Origin of the sequence: Curtobacterium sp. MCLR17_054, assembly GCF_003234335.2 — a bacterium.
GTDB classification, from domain to species: Bacteria; Actinomycetota; Actinomycetes; order Actinomycetales; family Microbacteriaceae; genus Curtobacterium; species Curtobacterium flaccumfaciens.
This window is the reverse complement of record NZ_CP126263.1, coordinates 1033287-1052587: the sequence shown is the minus strand read 5'-3', so window position 1 is coordinate 1052587 and position 19301 is coordinate 1033287. Positions and strand designations below refer to the sequence as shown.

The 19301-nt window shown below is 72.6% G+C and carries 13 protein-coding genes, 1 pseudogene and 1 riboswitch; of the genes and pseudogenes, 4 read left to right on the top strand and 10 right to left on the bottom strand.

Annotated features, from left to right (window positions below; all coding sequences use genetic code 11):
- Positions 1-15 precede the first annotated feature (15 nt).
- Both DEJ08_RS05055 and DEJ08_RS05050 read right to left on the bottom strand, forming a co-directional pair.
- On the bottom strand, positions 16-1281 hold the full coding sequence (locus DEJ08_RS05055) for an acyl-CoA dehydrogenase family protein (RefSeq protein WP_284180506.1): 1266 nt from the start codon (positions 1279-1281) through the stop codon (positions 16-18).
- Positions 1278-2696 (bottom strand): LLM class flavin-dependent oxidoreductase, encoded by a 1419-nt coding sequence (locus DEJ08_RS05050; protein WP_111055742.1) that lies wholly within the window; start codon positions 2694-2696, stop codon positions 1278-1280. The genes DEJ08_RS05055 and DEJ08_RS05050 overlap by 4 nt, the downstream gene beginning before the upstream one ends.
- A 102-nt stretch (positions 2697-2798) precedes the next feature.
- On the opposite strand from DEJ08_RS05050, the pseudogene DEJ08_RS05045 reads away from it, so the two are divergent.
- A pseudogene (locus DEJ08_RS05045) lies at positions 2799-4085 on the top strand (MFS transporter); the annotation flags it as partial.
- A 243-nt stretch (positions 4086-4328) separates the two neighbouring features.
- On the opposite strand, the gene DEJ08_RS05040 reads toward DEJ08_RS05045, so the two are convergent.
- The 4 genes from DEJ08_RS05040 to DEJ08_RS05020 all read right to left on the bottom strand — a co-directional run bounded on the left by DEJ08_RS05040 (position 4329) and on the right by DEJ08_RS05020 (position 8778).
- Positions 4329-4949, bottom strand: coding sequence for a nucleoside/nucleotide kinase family protein (locus DEJ08_RS05040; protein ID WP_258367313.1), 621 nt, complete (start codon positions 4947-4949; stop codon positions 4329-4331).
- A complete protein-coding gene (locus tag DEJ08_RS18905; RefSeq protein WP_220035480.1) occupies positions 4942-7629 on the bottom strand; it encodes an ATP-binding cassette domain-containing protein in 2688 nt (895 codons plus the stop codon). Before DEJ08_RS18905 ends, DEJ08_RS05040 begins: the two co-directional genes overlap by 8 nt.
- Positions 7630-7631: 2 nt before the next feature.
- Complete coding sequence (locus DEJ08_RS05025; protein ID WP_027464637.1) at positions 7632-8270, bottom strand: ECF transporter S component; 639 nt, start codon at positions 8268-8270, stop codon at positions 7632-7634.
- A riboswitch (TPP riboswitch) is annotated at positions 8265-8376 on the bottom strand. (Overlaps the previous gene by 6 nt.)
- An 81-nt stretch (positions 8377-8457) precedes the next feature.
- The gene (locus DEJ08_RS05020; protein ID WP_027464636.1) at positions 8458-8778 is read right to left on the bottom strand and encodes a hypothetical protein; all 321 of its coding nucleotides are present in this window, start codon (positions 8776-8778) and stop codon (positions 8458-8460) included.
- A gap of 128 nt (positions 8779-8906) precedes the next feature.
- Between DEJ08_RS05020 and glgX the strand changes: the two genes are divergently transcribed.
- Genes glgX through treZ form a run of 3 tightly spaced genes read left to right on the top strand, consistent with a single transcriptional unit; the run spans position 8907 to position 15387 of the window.
- Entirely contained in the window at positions 8907-11138 is a 2232-nt protein-coding gene (gene glgX, locus DEJ08_RS05015; protein WP_111055658.1) for a glycogen debranching protein GlgX, read from the top strand.
- Entirely contained in the window at positions 11135-13636 is a 2502-nt protein-coding gene (treY, locus tag DEJ08_RS05010; RefSeq protein WP_111055657.1) for a malto-oligosyltrehalose synthase, read from the top strand. The genes glgX and treY overlap by 4 nt, the downstream gene beginning before the upstream one ends.
- Positions 13633-15387 (top strand): malto-oligosyltrehalose trehalohydrolase, encoded by a 1755-nt coding sequence (treZ, locus tag DEJ08_RS05005; protein WP_111055656.1) that lies wholly within the window; start codon positions 13633-13635, stop codon positions 15385-15387. The genes treY and treZ overlap by 4 nt, the downstream gene beginning before the upstream one ends.
- A gap of 106 nt (positions 15388-15493) precedes the next feature.
- Here the strand turns inward: treZ and DEJ08_RS05000 are convergent, their stop codons facing one another.
- The 4 genes from DEJ08_RS05000 to DEJ08_RS04985 form a co-directional block, all read right to left on the bottom strand.
- Entirely contained in the window at positions 15494-16288 is a 795-nt protein-coding gene (locus DEJ08_RS05000) for a polyprenol monophosphomannose synthase (RefSeq protein ID WP_071405494.1), read from the bottom strand.
- A gap of 45 nt (positions 16289-16333) precedes the next feature.
- On the bottom strand, positions 16334-17038 hold the full coding sequence (locus DEJ08_RS04995; protein WP_146248585.1) for a class F sortase: 705 nt from the start codon (positions 17036-17038) through the stop codon (positions 16334-16336).
- Positions 17035-18189: a family 8 glycosyl hydrolase gene (locus tag DEJ08_RS04990; protein WP_111055655.1), complete on the bottom strand. Its 1155-nt coding sequence runs from the start codon at positions 18187-18189 to the stop codon at positions 17035-17037. Before DEJ08_RS04990 ends, DEJ08_RS04995 begins: the two co-directional genes overlap by 4 nt.
- Before the next feature lie 99 nt (positions 18190-18288).
- Positions 18289-19113, bottom strand: a complete 825-nt coding sequence (locus tag DEJ08_RS04985; protein WP_111055654.1) for a DUF4397 domain-containing protein — start codon at positions 19111-19113, stop codon at positions 18289-18291.
- Positions 19114-19301: the final 188 nt, after the last annotated feature.

The following is a 19301-nucleotide window of genomic DNA, read 5'->3' as shown; positions in this document are numbered from 1 at the left end:
GCACCCGCCCGCACCTCAGAACCGCGTCGGCCCCACCTCGTGGTACTTCTCCCACGCCCCCACCGGCCCCCGCCCGTGCAGCGCGTACTCCCCCACCATCCGCTCCTTGTAGACCGCCGGGTTGTGCGACGCCACCACCCGGGCGTTCCGCCAGTGCCGGTCCAGCCCACGCGTCCGGTCGGCCGCTGACGCCCCGCCGACCTCGAACAACTCGGACGCCGACCGCAGCACCCGCGGCCCGATCTCGACCTGCGCCTGGTACACGGCGTTCTCGGCCGCGTCGAGCAGCACGCGGTCGACGCCGACCCCGGGCTCGTTCGTGGCGACGACCCCGTCGAGCAGCCCCGCGGCGGCGACGACGAGTGACCGGGCGGTGAACGCCCCGGCGGACAGCCGCCCGAGCACCGAGAGCACCTGCGGGTCCTCCCCCGGCACGGCCGCGTTGGCGTGGATGTACGTGCGGGTCCGTGGCCGCACGAAGGCCACGGCGTCGTCGGACACGGCCTGCCCGATCCCGGCGAGGACCGCCAGCAGGTACAGCTGGTAGAAGGCCTGGATGTGCGACAGCGGGGCGTCCCGGTACGCCGACACCACCGACGGGTCGACCGACACCCCGTCGAACACGGTCGTGCCGGAGGCGGTCAACCGCTGCCCGAACCCGTCCCAGTCGTCGATGCTCGTCACGCCCGGCGCGGAGGCGTCGACGGCGAACGTCACGCGCTCCCCGTCACGGTCCGCCGCCAGGTAGATCCAGTCCGCGTAGAGCGTGCCGGTCGAGTAGAACTTCCGCCCGTCGAGGCGGAGGGAATCACCAGCCGGCGTCACCGTCGTCGAGATGTCGGCCAGGGTCGTCCCGGTCCGCTCCGAGGTCGCGTTCCCGATGATCGCTCCGTCGACGATGCGCCGGAGCCACTCGTCCCGGCCGGCGGACGACGGCCGCAGCAGCACGAGCTCGGTGTACCCGAAGTGTCCCCGCCACAGGTGCGCGATGTTCGAGTCCGCCGCTGCCAGGTCCGCCACCAGGTGCGCGAGTTCGACGAGCGTCACGCCGAAGCCCCCGCGGTCCTCCGGCACGCGCAACCGCCCGAACCCCGCGTCGGCGAGCGCCCGGACCTCGGCGTGCGGCAGCGGCCGGTCGCCGGGCTTCCCGGACGCGAGCTCACGCTCGACCGCGCCGTCGCGGATGGTCGCGAACACGGGCGCGAAGCGTTCGCGCAGGGTCGCCAGACGGTCGGCCGGGAGGCCCGTCACGCGTCCGTCGATCGTCGTCGCGTCCGTCATGCGGGCACCTCCACCGCGTCGCGCGCCTCGGTCGCGCCGGCACCGCCCGAGAACGCCCCGCGCCACTGCCGGGCGGGGTGCGAGTCCGGGAGCTGTGCGTGGCCGAAGAGCTTCTCGCGCAGGGTGCCCTCGCGGTACTCGGACTGCATCAGGCCGCGTTCCTGCAGGGTCGGCGCGATGTGGTCGACGAACTCCTCGTAGGAGCCGGGCAGCGTCCAGTTGATGACGTTGACGCCGTCGACGCCCACCCGCTGCCAGTCGGCGAGCTCGTCGGCGATCTGCTCCGGCGTGCCGACGACCCGGGCGCGGAGCTTCGCGGACAACCGGGCGAGGTCGGCGATGGTCGGTTCGCGGTCCCCAGCGGCCTCGCGGAGCCACTGCAGGTGCGACTGTCCGGCGTGGGTGCGGACCTCGGACAGCGGGGTGTCCGGGTCGAGGGGCTCGCCGGTGTCCGGGTCGAAGCCGAGGTTCGAGTGCACCAGGAACCCGTCGGCGGCCAGGTACTCGTCGATCTCCGCTTCCTTGGCCTTGGCCTCGGCTTCGGTGGAGCCGGTGACGAAGGTCAGGCCGAGGAAGAACGCGATGTCGTCCCGCTGTCGACCGGCGGCCTCGGCCAGGTCGCGGGTCTCGCGGATGAGCTGTTCGGTGGCGTCCCGGTTCGAGGTCAGGATGAACTGGGCCTCGGCATTCCGGGCGGCGAAGGCACGGCCCGCCGGCGACGACCCGGCCTGGAACAGCACCGGGGTCCGCTGCGGCGACGGTGCCGACAGGTGCGGGCCCTGCACGTCGTAGCGCATGCCGTGGTGGTCGATGCGGTGCACCCTGTCGGGGTCGGCGTAGCCACGGACCGGGTCCTTCAGCACGGCGCCGTCCTCCCACGAGCCCTCCCAGAGCTTCGCGCAGACCTCGAGGTACTCCTCGGCCCAGACGTAGCGCTCGTCGTGCTCCTCGAGCCGGTCGGCGCCGAAGTTCCGGGCGGCGCTGTCGAGGGCGCTCGTGACGACGTTCCAGCCGATGCGGCCCCGGGTGATGTGGTCGAGCGTGGAGACCTTGCGGGCGAAGTCGAACGGGTGCGCCTGGATGACGCTCGAGGTGAACGCGAGCCCGAGGTGCTCGGTCGACACGGCGAGCGCGGAGAGCAGCACGGAGGGGTCGTTGGAGGGGATCTGCAGCCCCTCGCGCAGGTTGGTCGAGTAGTCGCCGCGCCCGGGGCCGTAGGTCCCGACGACGTCGGCGAAGAACATCGCGTCGAACTTGCCGCGCTCGAGGGTCCTCGCCAGGTCGGTCCACAGGGTCACGTCGTCGAAGTCCGCCTGCCGGGCGTCGGGGTGCCGCCACAGGCCGTGCTGGATGTGCGAGGTCGTGTTCATGACGAAGGCCGCGAAGCGCAGCGGGCGGTTCGGTGCATCGCTCATGTGTCCCATCGTGGTCGGCGGGCACCGTCCGACGACAGCGACGTGACCTCCCGTTACGCGCGGTGTTCCCCGCGGCCCTGGACGCGACCATGCTCCTGAGGCATGCCGAGCCAGACCACCCTCACCGCGCCTCCAGGCCGTCCCGCTGCACCGTCGACCAGCGCGACCCGTCGTCGGGTCGCCCTCGCGTCGTTCGTCGGCACGACCGTCGAGTACTACGACTTCTACCTCTACGCGACGGCCTCGGCGCTGGTGTTCGCGCCGACGTTCTTCCCGTCCGTGACACCGGCCGTCGGGGTCATCGCGTCGTTCGCGACCTACGGCGTCGGGTTCGTGGCGCGGCCGCTCGGCGGCGTGATCGCCGGCCACCTGGGTGACCGGATCGGGCGGAAGAAGCTGCTCGTCGCGTCGCTCGTGCTGATGGGCATCGCGTCCACGCTGATCGGGGTCATCCCGTCCGCCGCGACCATCGGTGTCGGTGCCGTCGTGGCGCTCGTGTTCCTGCGGCTGCTGCAGGGCGTCGCGGCCGGTGCGGAGTGGGGCGGCTCGGCGCTGCTGTCCGTCGAGCACGCGCCGGAGCGGCACCGGGGGCTGTTCGGGGCGTTCACGCAGATGGGGTCGGCCGGTGGGATGCTCCTGGCGACCGGGGTCTTCACGCTCGTGCGGTCCCTGCTCGGCACCGAGGCGTTCCTGGCCTGGGGATGGCGGCTTCCGTTCCTGTTCTCGGCGGTGATCGTGGCGGTCGGGCTCGTCATCCGGCTCGGTGTGCAGGACGCCCCGGTGTTCCAGGAGCTGCGCGCCTCGGGCGGGGTCGAGCGGTTCCCGGTGTGGCAGGCGATCCGGCAGCACCCGCGGTCGATCCTGGTGACGGCGGGCCTGCGCCTCGTGCAGCCGGCGCTGTACTCGATCCTGACGACGTACTCGCTGACCTACCTCGGCAACGTCCGGGGGCCATCGGGCTCGGACGCGGGGCTGCAGGCCGTGCTCGTGATCTCGGCCGTGTCGCTCGTGTCCACGCCGTTCTGGGGGTGGCTGTCCGACCGGGTCGGGCGGCGGGTGCTCACGATCTGGTCGGCGGTGGGCATCGCGGTGCTCATCTGGCCGTTCTTCGCGTTCCTCGACGCCGGGCCGCTCGTGCTGTTGCCGCTCGTGGCGCTGATCGGGATGTGCGTGTTCCACGACAGCATCTACGGGCCGCAGGCGGCGTGGTTCGCGGAGCAGTTCCCGACCGGGCGGCGGTACTCGGGGATGTCGCTCGGGTACCAGATCGGGTCGATCTTCTCGGTGGGGCTGACGCCGCTGCTGGCCGCGGTGTTCGTGCAGCTCGGGGGTGGGTCGCCGTGGATCCTGTGCGGGTACCTCGGGGTGTACGCGGTGCTGACGATCGTGGCGGCGGTGTTCGCGGTGGATCCGCGGGCGGTGGCGCGGCGGGAGGCGCGGGCGGGCGCGGGTGCGGGCGGCGCCGGCACGGCGGGCACGGGCGGCGCGGGCGCGGCGCGGCTGACGTTTCGCGCTGGGCGGCAGTTCTCGCCTTCCGGAGGCCGTGAGGTGTCGCTCAGCGCGAATCCTCGGTGCCGCCACGCGCGCGGGCCCGCCGCGTGGCGCCGCGCGGCGCCGCGGGCCCGCCGCGCGCTACGTCCGCAGGACCACGTCGGCCAGGGCAGCCGGGTCCTCGGCGGCGATGAAGGCCTGCTCCTGCGCGGCCCAGCGGTCCCACTCCCGTGCGAAGACCTCGCCGTCGCGGCCGATCGCCCGGTCCCAGCGCACGGCGTCGTCGGCGTCGAGCCACACCCGCAACGACGCCAGCGGTGCCGATGCCCGCGACAGCGCACCGCACCCCTCGACCACGATCGGCTGGTCGGGGTCCACCGACGCCCAGTCCGTGGGCGCATCGGCCGCCCAGTCCCAGCGTCGGTACCCGCTCGGCGCTCCGAGGACGTCCGTCACCACGGCATCGGCAGCCGCACGCAGGCCGTCCCACCCCGGGTACAGGTCGTCCAGGTGCACGAGCTGCGCGCCGAGCTGCTCCGCGACCTGTGCTCCGAGGGTGGTCTTGCCCGTGCCGGACCGGCCGTCGATGAGCACGACGGCGCGCCGGCCCGTGGCAGCGGCGACACCGGCAGCAGCAGCGGCCAGGCCGGGGGCGAGGTCACCGGCGGCGGTGCCCGTCGCGCCCGTCGCGCCGTCGCCGGCCGACGTCTGCGTCGGCCGGTCGCCGCCCGTCGCGCCGGCTGCGCGTTCCGCGTCAGGCACGCCACGTCCCCACGCTCACCGCGACCGCGATCGACACCATGCCGACGCCGACCATCGCCGCCACCATCGCCCACTCCGGCCCGGCGAACCGTGCGACCCGCGCCCAGGTCCGCCGTCCGGGAGCACCGAACCCCCGCGACTCCATCGCCACCGCCAACGTCGTCGCACGCCGCAGCGCGAGCACGAGCAGCGCGAACGCCATCGTCGCCCCGCGGCGGAGCCGTCCGGAGTCAGCCAGTCCTCGCGCGCGTCGCGCCATCGCGAGCTGTCGCCAGTCGTCGACGAGCAAGGTCATCATCCGGACGGCGGCGAGCGCCCCGAGCACGAAGCGCGCGGGCAGCCGGAGCACCTGCGCGAGCCCGTCGGCCAGGTCGGTCGGGTCGACCCGCACGAAGAGCGCGATGGCCGGCACCCCCACCGCGAGGACCCGGAGCGCGGTCGCCAACGCGAGCGTGAGCGACCCGTCGGTGACGTGTGCGAACCCGAGGTCGAACCACTCCCGACCCGAGGGCCTGCCGTACAGCGCGATGCTCACCGCCGTCAGCGGCACCGCGAGGAGCACCGGTGCGAGTCGGAGCAGCAGGGTCCGGACCGGCAGGCGCAGGAGCGGCAGGAGCGCGAGTTCGAGCGCCAGGGCGACGGCGGCGGAGACGACGTCGAGGCTGAGCACCAGGCAGACGCCGAGGGCGAGCACACCGATCAGCGACGCGACCGGCTGGACACCGGGGATGCCGGTCGCGCGGGCCGGCAGCGGTCGTCGCACGGGGTTCGTCCGGTCGGTTCCGTCCGCCGCGTCCGCCGCGTCCGCCGTGTCCGTCCGGTCGGCCGCGTGGTCGGCCGTGTCGGTCCGGTCTGGAGGCCCGGGGCGGCTCCGGGCTGTCGGTCCCGTCTCCGGGGCGGTCGCGACCGACGGCCCCTGGTCGCGACCGACGGTCAGGGCACCGTCCGGCCCGAGCACGACCTCGTCGGCGTCGAGTGCCCGGACGAGATCGCGGTCGTGGGTGACCGCCACCACCGCGGTGCCGGCGTCGGCGAGGGCCCCGAGCCGACCGACGACGGCCTGCCACGTGGCACGGTCCTGCCCGGAGGTCGGCTCGTCGAGCACGACGACCGGCGGCCTGGCCGCGATGACCGAGGCGATCGCGAGTCGTCGTTGTTCGCCCCCGGACAGCGTGAAGGGGTTGGCGTCGGCCAGGTGTGCGAGCCCGAACTCGTCGAGCAGCGCGGTGGCTCGTTCGGCGGCGTCCGGCGCGTCGAGTGCTCGGGGTCCGGCCTCGATCTCCTCGCGGACGGAGCGGGCGACGAACTGGTGCTCGGGGTCCTGGAACACCGTGCCGATCCGGGCGGCGAGTTGACGGCTCGTCCAGGCGTGGGGCGCTGTGCCGATGCCGTCGGCGAGGGCGTCCGTGGCGTGGAGCTCACCGGCTGCCGGTGTGAGCAAGCCCGCGAGGGTCAGCCCGAGCGTCGACTTGCCGACGCCGTTCGGTCCGGTGACGGCGAGGACCTGCCCGGCCCGGAGCTCCAGGTCGATGCCGGTCCCGACCGGTTGCTTCCCCCGTGCCGTGCCGAGCCCCCGGGCGTCGAGCAGTACCGCAGCCGCCGCCGCGTCGTCACGCTCCCCCGCGCCGACCCCCTCGCCGAGCTCCCCATCGCCGAGCGGGCGGAATGCCGCGGTCGCCCCACCGGACGCCCAGGGCATTTCGCCCGCTCGTCCCGCCGACGTCATCTCCCGCGCTCCCTCGCCGGGTTCCCCCTCGCCGAGCGGGCGGAATGCCGCGGTCGCCCCGCCGGACGCCCCGGGCATTTCGCCCGCTCGTCCGCGCGCACGCCGCAGCCGCCGCGCCGAACCACGCGCCGGCTCGACACCGGGCACCCAGACCCCGGCCGCCGTGAGCGCCTCGCCGTGGTCCGCCAGCACCCGGGCCGGCGGACCGTCCGCGACCACGCCGCCGCCCGGTTCGAGCAGCACGAGCCGATCGACCAGGTCCAGCCAGGTGCCGATCCGGTGCTCCACCACGAGCAGCGTCGCCCCGGTCTCGTCGAGCAGTGCCCGGACGGCGTCGTGCACCTGCGCCACGCCGTCCGGGTCGAGGTTCGCGCAGGGTTCGTCGAGCACGAGCGCACCCGGCCGCATCGCGAGCACGCCCGCGAGCGCCAACCGCTGCCGCTGCCCACCGGACAGCTGCGCGGTGGAGCGGTCGAGCGGCAGGTCGAGGCCGACGACGTCGAGCGCCGTCCGCACCCGGTCCCAGGTCTCGTCGCGGGGGACGCCGGCGTTCTCGCAGCCGAAGGCCACGTCGTCGCCGACCCGGGACATCACCGTGTGTGCCTCGGGGTCCTGCATGACGAGACCGACACGCCCGCGGACCGCGCGGGGGTCGGCCTCGTCGACCAGGAGTGTCCCCTGCACCGAAGCAGCGGTGTCGTCGGTGGCGTCGGGCTCGTCGGGCAGCACGCCGGCGACCGCTCGCAGGAGCGTCGACTTGCCGGCACCGGACGGCCCGACGACGGCGACCCGCTCCCCCGGCTGGACGGTCAGGTCGACGTCACGGACGGCCCAGGCGTCGCGCTCCGGGTACCGCCAGCCCCAGCTACGGAACACGATGCGCGCCCCGCGGACGCCGGCACCTGCGCCGGCGTCGCCGCCGGTGGAAGGGGACGTCGCCGACGGAGCGGGCACGGTCACACCAGGGCGCGGGGTTCGCGACGGCTGTGCTCGCGGCCGGCCGCGAAGGACGACAGCACCCCGGTGCGGGCGAGTGCCCGGACGATGAGCCACGAGCCCGCCCCCGCGATCACCGCACCGGAGATGACCGCACAGATCACGTACACGACCTTGAAGGCGACGTCGAGCCCCGGGTACCAGAGGACGGTGTCGTTGATGCCGAGCGCGAGTCCGGCTGCGGCACCGGCGAGCACGACGACCGGCAGGCGGTAGACGCGGTACAGGAACAGCGCGAGGACGATCTCCGCGCCGAGACCCTGGACGAGCCCCGCCTCGAGCGTGAGCCATCCCCACTGGGTGCCGAACAACGCCTCGACCGAGGCGGCGACCATCTCGCCGTAGAGCGCGGCGCCGGGCTTGCGGACGACGATCGCGACGATCGGGCCGGCGAGCAGCCAGACCCCGCCGAACAGGGCCTTCGTGCCGGGGAGCACGAGGTCCATGACGGCGCTGATGGGTTCGTAGCCGAACTCCCATAGCCGGAAGACGACTCCGAGGGCCACCGCGAGGACACTCGCGACGACGATGTCGACGACCCGCCAACGCAGCGATCGCCGCGGGGCGGTGGTGACGGTTGTGGACGTGCCTGAAGGCATGCTGCTGACTCCTCCCTGCGCCGGCATGATCCGGATCAGGTTCGACGGTCGGAGCGCCGATCGCTCCCTCTCAGCCCGGCGGTCCCGGACTCCCGTGTGTGTGCCAGCAGTCTAGACGCGGTCGCGACCGCGTGACGGACGGGAGGCCCGTGGCGGCGTCGCCACGGGCCTCCCGTCCGTCAGGTGGTCACTTCTTGAGCGCGCGCACCAGCTTGCGGAGGACACGCCCGGCCACCCACACGAAGGGGATGCCCACGACGATCAGCGAGATCGGGTTCGGCTCGAACACGAGGTCCTTGCCCGGACGGCGCACGTAGGCGCCGACGGGGGCCGACAGGCCGCCGCCACCGCCGCCACCGTTCTCGTCGTCCCCGCCGCCACCGAAGCCGAACCAGCTGACGGACACGGGGATGAGGGTCTGGTCGCCGACCTCGACGGGTTCTCCGTAGTTCGTGGAGACCCCGAGCGGGCGGACCTGGTCTGCGATCTTCGAGACGATGTTGGCCATGCGCGCGACGCTACTCGTCCGTTCCTCCACAGGCCGCGGGGCGCATCACGCATCCACAGCTGGGGCTTGTCTGCGGACGCGGACGAGCGCCGCCGATATGTTGGCCGCACCCACACCTGGAGGACCGTTTGCACACCTGGCCCGGAAACCCGTACCCGCTCGGGGCGACCTACGACGGGAGCGGCACGAACTTCGCGCTGTTCTCCGAGGTCGCCGAGCGCGTCGAACTCTGTCTGTTCGATTCCGACGGCAACGAAGAATGCGTCCGCCTGCTCGAGGTGGACGCCTACGTCTGGCACGCGTACCTCCCCAACATCGGCCCCGGGCAGGAGTACGGCTTCCGCGTGCACGGCCCGTACGACCCGGACTCCGGCGCGCGCTGCAACCCGTCGAAGCTCCTGCTCGACCCGTACGCCAAGGCGACGAGCGGCGAGATCGACTGGGACCAGTCGCTCTTCTCGTACACGTTCGGCGACCCGGACTCGACCAACGACGAGGACTCCGCGTCGCACATGATGAAGGGCGTCGTGATCAACCCCTTCTTCGACTGGCAGGGTGATCGCCCGCCGCGCACGCCGTACGGCGAGACCGTCATCTACGAAGCGCACGTCAAGGGGCTCACGGAGACCCACCCGGATGTGCCGGAAGAGCAGCGCGGCACCTACGCCGGCGTCGCCCACCCCGCGGTCATCGAGCACCTGCAGCGCCTCGGCATCACCACGCTCGAGCTCATGCCGGTGCACCAGTTCGTGAACGACTCGACCCTGCAGGACAAGGGGCTGTCGAACTACTGGGGCTACAACACCATCGGTTTCTTCGCGCCGCACTCGGCGTACTCGTCGTCGGGCGACCAGGGCCAGCAGGTCCAGGAGTTCAAGACGATGGTGCGCGAGCTGCACCGCGCCGGCATCGAGGTCGTCCTCGACGTCGTCTACAACCACACCGCCGAGGGCAACCACCTCGGCCCGACGCTGTCGTTCCGCGGCATCGACAACGCGGCCTACTACCGCCTGGTCGATGACGACAAGAAGTTCTACATGGACTACACGGGCACGGGGAACTCGCTCAACGTCGGGCACCCGCACTCGCTGCAGCTCATCCTCGACTCGCTCCGCTACTGGGTGACCGAGATGCACGTCGACGGGTTCCGCTTCGACCTCGCCTCGGCGCTGGCCCGCGAGTTCTACGAGGTCGACCGGCTGTCGGCCTTCTTCGAACTGGTGCAGCAGGACCCGATCGTGTCGCAGGTCAAGCTGATCGCCGAGCCGTGGGACGTCGGCCCCGGTGGCTACCAGGTCGGCAACTTCCCGCCCCAGTGGTCCGAGTGGAACGGCAAGTACCGCGACACCGTCCGTGACTTCTGGCGCGGCGAATCGTCGACGCTCGGCGAGTTCGCCTCCCGGATCTCCGGCTCGGCCGACCTGTACGAGCACGACGGCCGCACGCCCAAGGCGAGCATCAACTTCATCACCGCGCACGACGGCTTCACGCTGTACGACCTGGTGGCCTACAACGAGAAGCACAACGAGGCCAACGGCGAGGACAACAACGACGGCGAGAGCCACAACCGGTCGTGGAACTCCGGCGCCGAGGGCCCGACCGACGACGAGTCCGTGAACGCCCTGCGGCTGCAGCGTCGCCGGAACTTCCTGGCGACCCTGCTCCTGAGCCAGGGTGTGCCGATGATCGCGCACGGCGACGAGCTCGGCCGGTCGCAGTCCGGCAACAACAACGTCTACGCGCAGGACTCCGAGCTCAGCTGGATCGACTGGGACAGCGCGGACGAAGACCTCATCCAGTTCACCGCCGACGTGGTGAAGCTGCGGCACGACCACCCCACGTTCCGCCGGACCCGGTACTTCAACGGCCGTCCGGTCCGTCGTGGCGAGGGCGAGCCACTGCCCGACGTGGTCTGGCTGACCCCCTCGGGTGACGCCATGGACCCCGAGGACTGGGACTCCGGCTTCGGCAAGAGCGTCGGCATGTACCTGAACGGCGAGGGCATCCGCGGACGCGACGCCCGTGGTGAGCGCGTCACCGACGTCGGCTTCATCACGTACTTCAACGCCCACGACGACGTCGTGACGTTCACGCTCCCGCCCGAGGAGTACTCCCCCGGCTGGACCGTCCGGATCGACACCGCCGACCCCGGTGCCCGCGACGAGGTGCTCGACGCGGGTACCCCGCTCGACGTCCCCGCCCGGTCGATGATCGTGCTGCGTGCCGAGCCCGACCACGAGGTCACGAGCACCCCGGTCGACGCCGAGCAGGACGGCGCCCCCGAACCGGACGCCCCGCAGGACGCCGTCACCCCGGTGAACCCGGCCGGTTCCACCGCACCGAGCGGAACCGCCCGATGACCGCCGGAACGCCCGGCGCCGCGAACCGCGTCCCCGCGTCGACGTACCGGCTGCAGGTCTCGGCCGACTTCGACCTCGACGCTGCCCGCGACCTGGTCGACTACGTGCACGACCTCGGCGCCGACTGGCTGTACCTGTCGCCGGTGCTGCAGGCCGAGTCTGGGTCGAACCACGGCTACGACGTGGTCGACCACACGCGGGTCGACACCGACCGCGGCGGCGACCAGGCGATGCGAGCGTTGGCCGAGGCCGCGCACGCCGTCGGGCTCGGGGTCATCGTCGACGTGGTGCCGAACCACGTCGGCGTCGCGACCCCCGAGTCGAACCCGTGGTGGTGGTCCCTGCTCGAACTCGGGCAGGGCTCCCCCGTGGCGTGGGCCTTCGACGTGGACTGGGAGGCCGGCGACGGCAAGCTCCGGGTCCCCGTGCTCGACGACCGGCTGCTCGAGGCGATCACGCTCGACACCTCCGACGCCGAGCGTCCGGTGCTCCGCGTCGGCGAGACCGCCTACCCCACCGCACCCGGGACGGTGCACGACGGCGACACCGTCGAGATCGTCCACGACCGCCAGCACTACGCGTTCGTGCACTGGAAGCGTGCCGACCACGACCTGAACTACCGCCGGTTCTTCGCGGTGAACACCCTCGCGGCGATCCGGGTCGAGGAGCCCGAGGTCTTCGCGGCCTCGCACGGGGTCATCGGCGGCTGGTTCCGCGACGGGCTCGTCGACGGCCTGCGCATCGACCACCCGGACGGGCTGTACGACCCGGCGGGCTACCTGCAGGACCTGGCGGACCTGACCGGTGGGGCGTACACCCTCGTCGAGAAGATCCTCGAGCCCGGCGAGCAGCTGCCGAGCTCGTGGCCGGTCGACGGCACCACCGGCTACGACGCCCTCGGGGTGCTCGACCGCGTGTTCGTCGACCCCGCGGGCGAGCAGGCGCTGACCGCGGCGTCGGGCGCCGAGCCGACCGACTGGCAGCAGCTCACGCACGACACCCGACGGGGCATCGCGGACGGCATCCTCGGCAGCGAGGTCGAGCGGCTCGCACGCCTGCTCGCTCCGAGCGCCGCGACGGAGACGATCACGCACGAGCGGATCGTCGATGCGGTCGCCGAGATCGTGGCCTCGTTCGACGTGTACCGCACGTACCTGCCCGAGGGCGCCCACCACCTCATCACCGCGCTCGAGCGCGCCGCCGAGGCCCGCCCGGACCTCGACGACGTCATCGACCGGATCGCACCGGCACTCGTCGACCCGACGAACGCGGCGGCGGTCCGCCTGCAGCAGACCAGCGGCATGGTGATGGCGAAGGGCGTCGAGGACACGGCGTTCTACCGCACCTCGCGCCTGTCGTCCCTGAGCGAGGTCGGCGGCGACCCGAGCGTCTTCGCCGTCTCGGTGGCGGACTTCCACCGGGCCCAGCGCGAACGGCTCGGCAGCTGGCCGCACACCATGACGACGCTCACCACGCACGACACGAAGCGCAGCGAGGACACCCGCGCCCGCATCGCCGTGCTGGCCGAGCTCGGCGACGAGTGGGCCGCGACGCTCGAGCGTCTGCAGTCGCTCGTGCCGTTGCAGGACCGTGTGTTCGCCGACCTGCTCTGGCAGGCGATCGTCGGCGCCCGGCCCGCCAGCCGTGAGCGTCTGCACGCCTACGCGGAGAAGGCCTCCCGCGAAGCCGGTGACAGCACCACCTGGACCGAGCCCGACCAGGCGTTCGAGCAGCAGATGCACGCGATCGTCGACGCCGCGTTCGACGACCCGGACGTGGTCGCCGTGCTCGACGCCCTCGACGAGCAGATCGACGCCGCCGGGTGGTCGAACGGTCTCGCCCAGAAGCTCGTCCAGCTCACCGCCCCGGGCGTCCCCGACGTCTACCAGGGCACCGAGTTCTGGGACCGTTCGCTCGTCGACCCCGACAACCGTCGTCCGGTCGACTACGCCGAGCGGCGCCACGTGCTCGCCGAGCTCGACGGCCCGGACGACGACGGCCCCGAGGACCTGCCGGCCATCGGCATCGACGGTGCCGCGAAGCTCCTGGTCACGACCCGTGCACTGCGCATCCGTCGGGACCACCCGGAGCTCTTCACCCGGTACCTGGAGCTCGAGGCCACCGGCAGCGCGGCCGACCACGTCATCGCGTTCGACCGCGGCGGTGCCGTGACGATCGCGACGCGTCTGCCGATCGGCCTCGACCGGGTCGGCGGCTGGGGCGACACACTGGTGCACGCCGTCCCCGTCGAGCGCATCGACCTGCTCACCGGCCGACACGTCCCCGCCGACCGCGGGATCCCGCTGGCCGACCTGCTCACCACCTACCCGGTCGCGCTCCTCGTGCCCGCCGACGCGGTCGGTGCAGCCGGCCACGCCGACGCGGTGGCCGCCGTGTCCGACGCGAGCGCTGCCTCCCGGCCCGCCGCCGACCGCACGACGGACGCCACCGAGACCGACGCGCAGGCCGAGATCGACATCCTGGAGGGTCACGCATGACCGCACCCGACCGTTACGCCGTCTGGGCACCCGAGCCGGACCGGGTCCGGCTCGTCGTCGACGACGTCGAGTACCCGCTCACCAAGGGCGGCGACGACTGGTGGTCCACCGACGCCGTGATGCCGGTCGTCGGCGCACGCTACGGGTTCCGCATCGGCGACGACGACGCGGTCCGACCGGACCCGCGCAGCCGCTACCAGCCCGAGGGCGTGCACGGCCCGTCCGAGGTCGTCGACCCCGCACGGTTCGCGTGGACCGACGAGTCGTGGACCGGACGCCCGGCCCGCGGCGCCGTGATCTACGAGATGCACATCGGCACCTACACGCCCGAGGGCACGCTCGACGCCGCCGCCCAGAAGCTGGACCACCTGGTCGAGCTCGGGGTCGAGTTCGTCGAGCTGCTCCCCGTCAACGCCGTCAACGGCGAGTGGAACTGGGGCTACGACGGGGTCGGCTGGTTCTCCGTGCACGCCCCGTACGGCGGCCCGGACGCCTACGACCGGTTCGTCGACACGGCGCACGCGCTGGGGCTCGGGGTCATCCAGGACGTCGTCTACAACCACCTCGGACCGAGCGGCAACTACCTGCCGCTGTACGGCCCGTACCTGCTGGCCGGGCTCGGCAACACCTGGGGTGACTCGGTGAACGTCGAGCACCCCGAGGTCCGTCGGTACGTGCTCGACAACGTGCGCATGTGGTTCCGCGACCACCACGTCGACGGGCTCCGGCTCGACGCCGTGCACGCGATCCGCGACACCACCCGCCCGCACGTGCTGGCCTCGATGGCCGACGAGACCGACGCCTACTCGTCGTTCATCGGGCGTCCGCTGTCGCTCATCGCGGAGTCCGACCTCAACGACCCGGTGATGTTCCGGCCGCGCGAGGCCGCCGGGTACGGCCTCGCCGGGCAGTGGTCGGACGACTTCCACCACGCCGTGCACGTGGCGCTCACCGGCGAGACGAACGGCTACTACGCCGACTTCGCTCCGCTGTCGGCGCTGGCGAAGGTGCTCGAGGACGGTTTCTTCCACGACGGCACCTGGTCGTCGTTCCGCGGCAAGCGGCACGGCCGGCCGATCGACCGCGGGACCTCTCCCGTGACGGCCCTGGTCGTCGCGAACCAGAACCACGACCAGATCGGCAACCGCGCCGCCGGCGACCGGCTCGCCGCGACGCTCGACGACGAGGGGCTCGTGATCGCCGCGGCCCTGACGCTGCTCGGGCCGTTCACGCCGATGCTGTTCATGGGCGAGGAGTTCGCGGCCTCGACGCCGTGGCAGTTCTTCACCTCGCACCCGGAGCCCGAGCTCGGCAAGGCCACCGCCGAGGGGCGCATCGCGGAGTTCGCCGAGCACGGGTGGGACGAGTCAGCGGTGCCGGACCCGCAGGACCCGACGACGTTCACCAACTCCAAGCTCGACTGGGCCGACGTCAGCTCGGAGCGCGGCGCGGCGATCCTGCGTGCCTACCGGGTGCTCATCGCCCTGCGGCGCACCGACCAGGCGTTCGTCGACCACCGCTACGAGGCGAACGCCGTCCGCTTCAGCGAGGACCGCCGCTGGCTGGTGCTCACCCGCGGGCTGCTCGACCCCGACGTGGCACCGGTGCACGTCGTGGTGAACTTCGCCGACGACGCAGCCGAGGTCCCGGTGCCCGACGCCGTGGGCGAGGAGCTCTACGGCTTCGGCGCGACCGAGGTCGATGCCGGCGTCGTCCGGTTCCGCGGCCGCGGCGTGGTCGTGCTGCGCTAACCGACCGCGGGCTGCGCGAGCCACCCGCTGGCAGCACACACGAACGGCGACGAACCCACTGGGTCCGTCGCCGTTCGTGTGTTCAGACGTTCGCGTGTCCCCGGTCTCAGCCCGCGTGGTCGGCGACCGCGTGCGCGTTCTTCCGCACGGACGGCAGCTTGCGGTGGTCCTTCACCAGGGAGCGGGTCTCGCGGATCCGGCGGTCGATGCCCCACTTCGTCACGAGTGCCAGGCTCTCGCGCACGATGTTGCCGCTCATCTTCGAGACGCCGAACTCCCGCTCGGTGAACGTGATCGGGGTCTCCACGACCCGCAGACCCGCCTCGAGGGCGCGCCAGCACAGGTCCACCTGGAAGCAGTACCCCTTCGACGCGACCCCGGCGAGGTCGATCCGCTCGAACGCCCGCGAGGTGAACACCCGGAACCCGCCGGTGGCGTCGCGCACCGCGATGCCCAGGGCGAGGCGGGTGTACAGGTTGCCGCCACGGGAGAGCAGGAGGCGGTACCAGGGCCAGTTCTCGACCTTGCCGCCCTTGATCCACCGGGAGCCGAGCACCAGGTCGTTCGAGTCGGCGAGCTCGAGCATCCAGGGCAGGTACTCGGGGTGGTGGGAGCCGTCGGCGTCCATCTCGACGAGCTTGGCGTAGCCGTGTTCCAGGCCCCACGCGAAGCCGGACAGGTACGCCCCGCCCAGGCCGTCCTTGACGGTGCGGTGCATGACGTGCACCCGGTCGGTCTCGCGGGCGATGGCGTCCGCGATGTCGCCGGTGCCGTCGGGTGAGTTGTCGTCGACGACGAGCACGTGCACGGAGTCGTCGGTCGCGGCCAACGTGCGCTCGACGATCGGCCGGACGTTCTCGGCTTCGTCGTAGGTCGGGATGATGACCAGGGTCTCGCTCATGGTGCTCCTCGTGCTCGCAGTCGAATGTATCGCTGGCTTGGTGGGTCAATCCGACGAGAGGTCTGCGAACACGATCAGATTGTCCGTGTAGTGCCCGGTGGCGGTGTCGAACGTGCCGTCGCAGGTGATGAGTCGGAGTTGCGGGGTGGGGGTGGGGCCGTAGACGTCGCTCGTCGGGAACGCCGACTTGGCGGCGCGTTCGGAACGGTCGACGGTGAAGGTGCGGGTGGTGCCGTCGGACATCCGGACGTGGACCTCGTCGCCGGCGACCAGTTCGTCGAGCCGGAAGAACACCGCGGCGCTCGTCGGGCTGTCGACGTGACCGGCGATGACGGCGGGGCCGACCTCGCCGGGGACGATCCCGTCGCTGAACCAGCCCGCGCTGTCCCAGTCGACGGGCGGGTCGAGTTCTCCGGCAGCACCGCGGTGCAGGTCCTCGAGCGAGGACCGCACGCCGATGGCCGGGATCGACACGCTGACCGGGGTGGCCGTCGAGCGGGCCTCGGGTGCGGCCGGGTCCTGGAACCCGTCGGTGCCGGAGCCCGAGGACGAAGAAGAGGACGAGGACGACGACGACTGCGACGGAGACGACGAGGACTGCGGCGGGGACGACGCGCCACCGCCGACGGTCGACGCGACCGCCACCCCGGCCACGCCCCCGACCACCACGACGGCGGCGACCACGGCACCGATCACCACGCCTCGGCGCCGGACGGCCGAGACGCGCCCGGCGCTCCGACGGCCGCTCACGAGCCGCCTCCCACGTCGCTGGCGCATCCCCCGAGCACGTCGGAAGTCAGCATGGTCGAACCGATGGCCAACCAGGCGTCGCCGTAGTAGGTCGGTGTGGTCGCCGCGGTACGGTCGGCCCGCTCGAGGTCGGCGGCAGCCGCACGGGAGGAACCGGCAGCCTGCTCGGCCGCGGCCCGCGCGGTGTAGGCCAGCGCGTTCGTGTCCTGCGTCACCGGGGTGCCACCGAGGTCGAGCTGCGAGGCGAGGCGCGTCGTCCGTCCGAGCGTGGGCGCGAGCGCCGCCGCGAGCTCCCGGTCGGGCGCCGAACACGCCTCGGCGTACCGGAGCGGCGTCCGCATCGCGTCGTACCCGTAGAGCACGCGCCCGTCGCCACCGACGGCCGGCATCGGGTCCACCGATCCGTTCGCGTGCACCTGGGACCAGTCGCTGGGCAGGTCGGTGGCGTCCAGCACGGCGGCCGTCACGGCGCGGGAACCCCGGTTCAGCGCGTTCCACCGGTCGTCCCCGGTGGCGTCCGCCAGCACCGAGAAGGCCGCGGGCGAGGCGTACGACGTGTTGTAGCTGTAGGGCTCCTGATCTGCCCACGGTCCGGGCAGCAGGATCGTGCCGAGGTCCGTCCGGGCCGTCTCGTGCTGGAGGATCGCCGCCGCGATGCGCTTGCCCGCGGCGGTGTACCGGTCGTCGTCCCAGGCCTTCCCCGCCAGCACGAGCGCCCGGGCTGCGTCGAGGTCGGCGTCGCTCGCGGACTGCTCGTCGGCGACGCCCTCGTCGGACGTCCACCGCCACGCCAGCAGGTCGTCACCGGTGAGCAGGTGGTCCTTCGTCCACTCCCAGATCGCGTCGAAGCGTGCACGGTCGTCGTTCGCGTAGGCGATGAGCAAGCCGTACGCCTGCCCCTCGCTGACGGTGTCACCGCCCTGGTCGGTGCGGACGACGCGACCGCCCTCGACGTAGCGGTCCAGGAACGCCGACCGCAGCTGCTGCGGTGAGCGCGCCCCGTCGGGCGCGGTGGTCGAGGTCGGGGTCGCCGTGCCGCGAGCGGCGGTCGTGGTGCTCGACGACCAGGGGCGGACGGCGACGATCGCGACGACGACGGCGACGAGCACCGCCGCCACTGCGACGACCGGTATCCAGGTCCTGCGGGTCATGCTGGCCTGCCTCTCCGGGGATGGTGGGGGGGGTCGGAGGGGAGGCGCGGATCACGTGGGCCGTTCAGCGCACGTGATCCGCGCCTCCAGTCCGGGGCGTCAGCGGAACAGCGAACGGAGCATCGCGACGGCCGCGTGGACCGCCTCCGTCACCGGTCGGTCGGCGGCTGCGCCGCCACCGCCGGTCTGCACACCGCCGGACGGGGTGGCGGCGGTCGCCGCGGCGTCCGTCACGGGCACGACCGTCAGGTTGCCCTTGCTGTCGTCGAGGACGAACAGGGTCGAGACCGTGTTGCCGGCGAGGTCGAGCTCGGCGGTGCCCCGCTGGCCGCTGCCGGAGACGTCGAGCGACCACTTGCCGGCGTCGACCGTTGCGTACTTGGTGGCGCTGCCGAAGGTGGCGTCCTCGGCGATGGGGGTGCCGTCGGAGGTCTGCACGTCGACACGCTTCGCGGTGGTGGCGGCCTGGACGAGCCGGAGCTTCGCCTTGCCGTCGCCGGGCTGCTGCAGGTCGTCTGTGAACGCGGTCGTCTTCAGCCCGTCGTTCTTGCCGTAGGCGACGACGGTGCTGGCGTCGCCCTTCTGCACGGTGACGTCGGTGGAGATGACGGGGGTGGCACGCGGGGCATCGGCGGCGCGCATCGACAGGACGTAGGTGCCGACCGGCAGCTTCTTGTACGGGCTGACCTGGCCGTAGGTGACGTCGTCGAGTTCGAAGACGGTCTTCCCCCCGGCGAGGCTGGACAGTTCGACGTCGACGCCCTTCGTGTCCGGCGACAGGTGTCCGACGCGGAGCCAGCCCTGGTCGGCCGTCGCGGCGGAGGCGGTCTGCGGGGCGGCGAGCCCGACCGTCGCGGCGACGAGTGTGGCGGCGAGCGCTCCGACGACGACGGTGCGGCGGCGGTTCGTGGTGCGTGCGGTCATGATGGTGCTCCTTCGGGTCGAGGTGCGGTTGGCGTGCGGGTGTCCGTGCGGGTGTCGTGTCGAGGTGCGGGTCGTGCGGTTCGTGTGGGCCGTGCGGGTCGTGTGGGCCGTGCGGGCCCCCGGACGAGCGGGCGAAATACCGGGGTCCACGCCGGAGCCCTCCGGGCATTTCGCCCGCTCGGCCAGCG

Excerpts from the sequence above, each read along its gene's own strand:
- DEJ08_RS05025 (WP_027464637.1), bottom strand. The coding sequence starts at position 8,270 with ATGCCTTCAGGCACGTCCACAACCGTCACCACCGCCCCGCGGCGATCG.
- DEJ08_RS05000 (WP_071405494.1), bottom strand. The coding sequence starts at position 16,288 with ATGAGCGAGACCCTGGTCATCATCCCGACCTACGACGAAGCCGAGAAC.
- DEJ08_RS05050 (WP_111055742.1), bottom strand. The coding sequence starts at position 2,696 with ATGAGCGATGCACCGAACCGCCCGCTGCGCTTCGCGGCCTTCGTCATG.
- treZ (WP_111055656.1), top strand. The coding sequence starts at position 13,633 with ATGACCGCACCCGACCGTTACGCCGTCTGGGCACCCGAGCCGGACCGG.
- DEJ08_RS04985 (WP_111055654.1), bottom strand. The coding sequence starts at position 19,113 with ATGACCGCACGCACCACGAACCGCCGCCGCACCGTCGTCGTCGGAGCG.
- DEJ08_RS05055 (WP_284180506.1), bottom strand. The coding sequence starts at position 1,281 with ATGACGGACGCGACGACGATCGACGGACGCGTGACGGGCCTCCCGGCC.
- DEJ08_RS04990 (WP_111055655.1), bottom strand. The coding sequence starts at position 18,189 with ATGACCCGCAGGACCTGGATACCGGTCGTCGCAGTGGCGGCGGTGCTC.
- DEJ08_RS05020 (WP_027464636.1), bottom strand. The coding sequence starts at position 8,778 with ATGGCCAACATCGTCTCGAAGATCGCAGACCAGGTCCGCCCGCTCGGG.
- treY (WP_111055657.1), top strand. The coding sequence starts at position 11,135 with ATGACCGCCGGAACGCCCGGCGCCGCGAACCGCGTCCCCGCGTCGACG.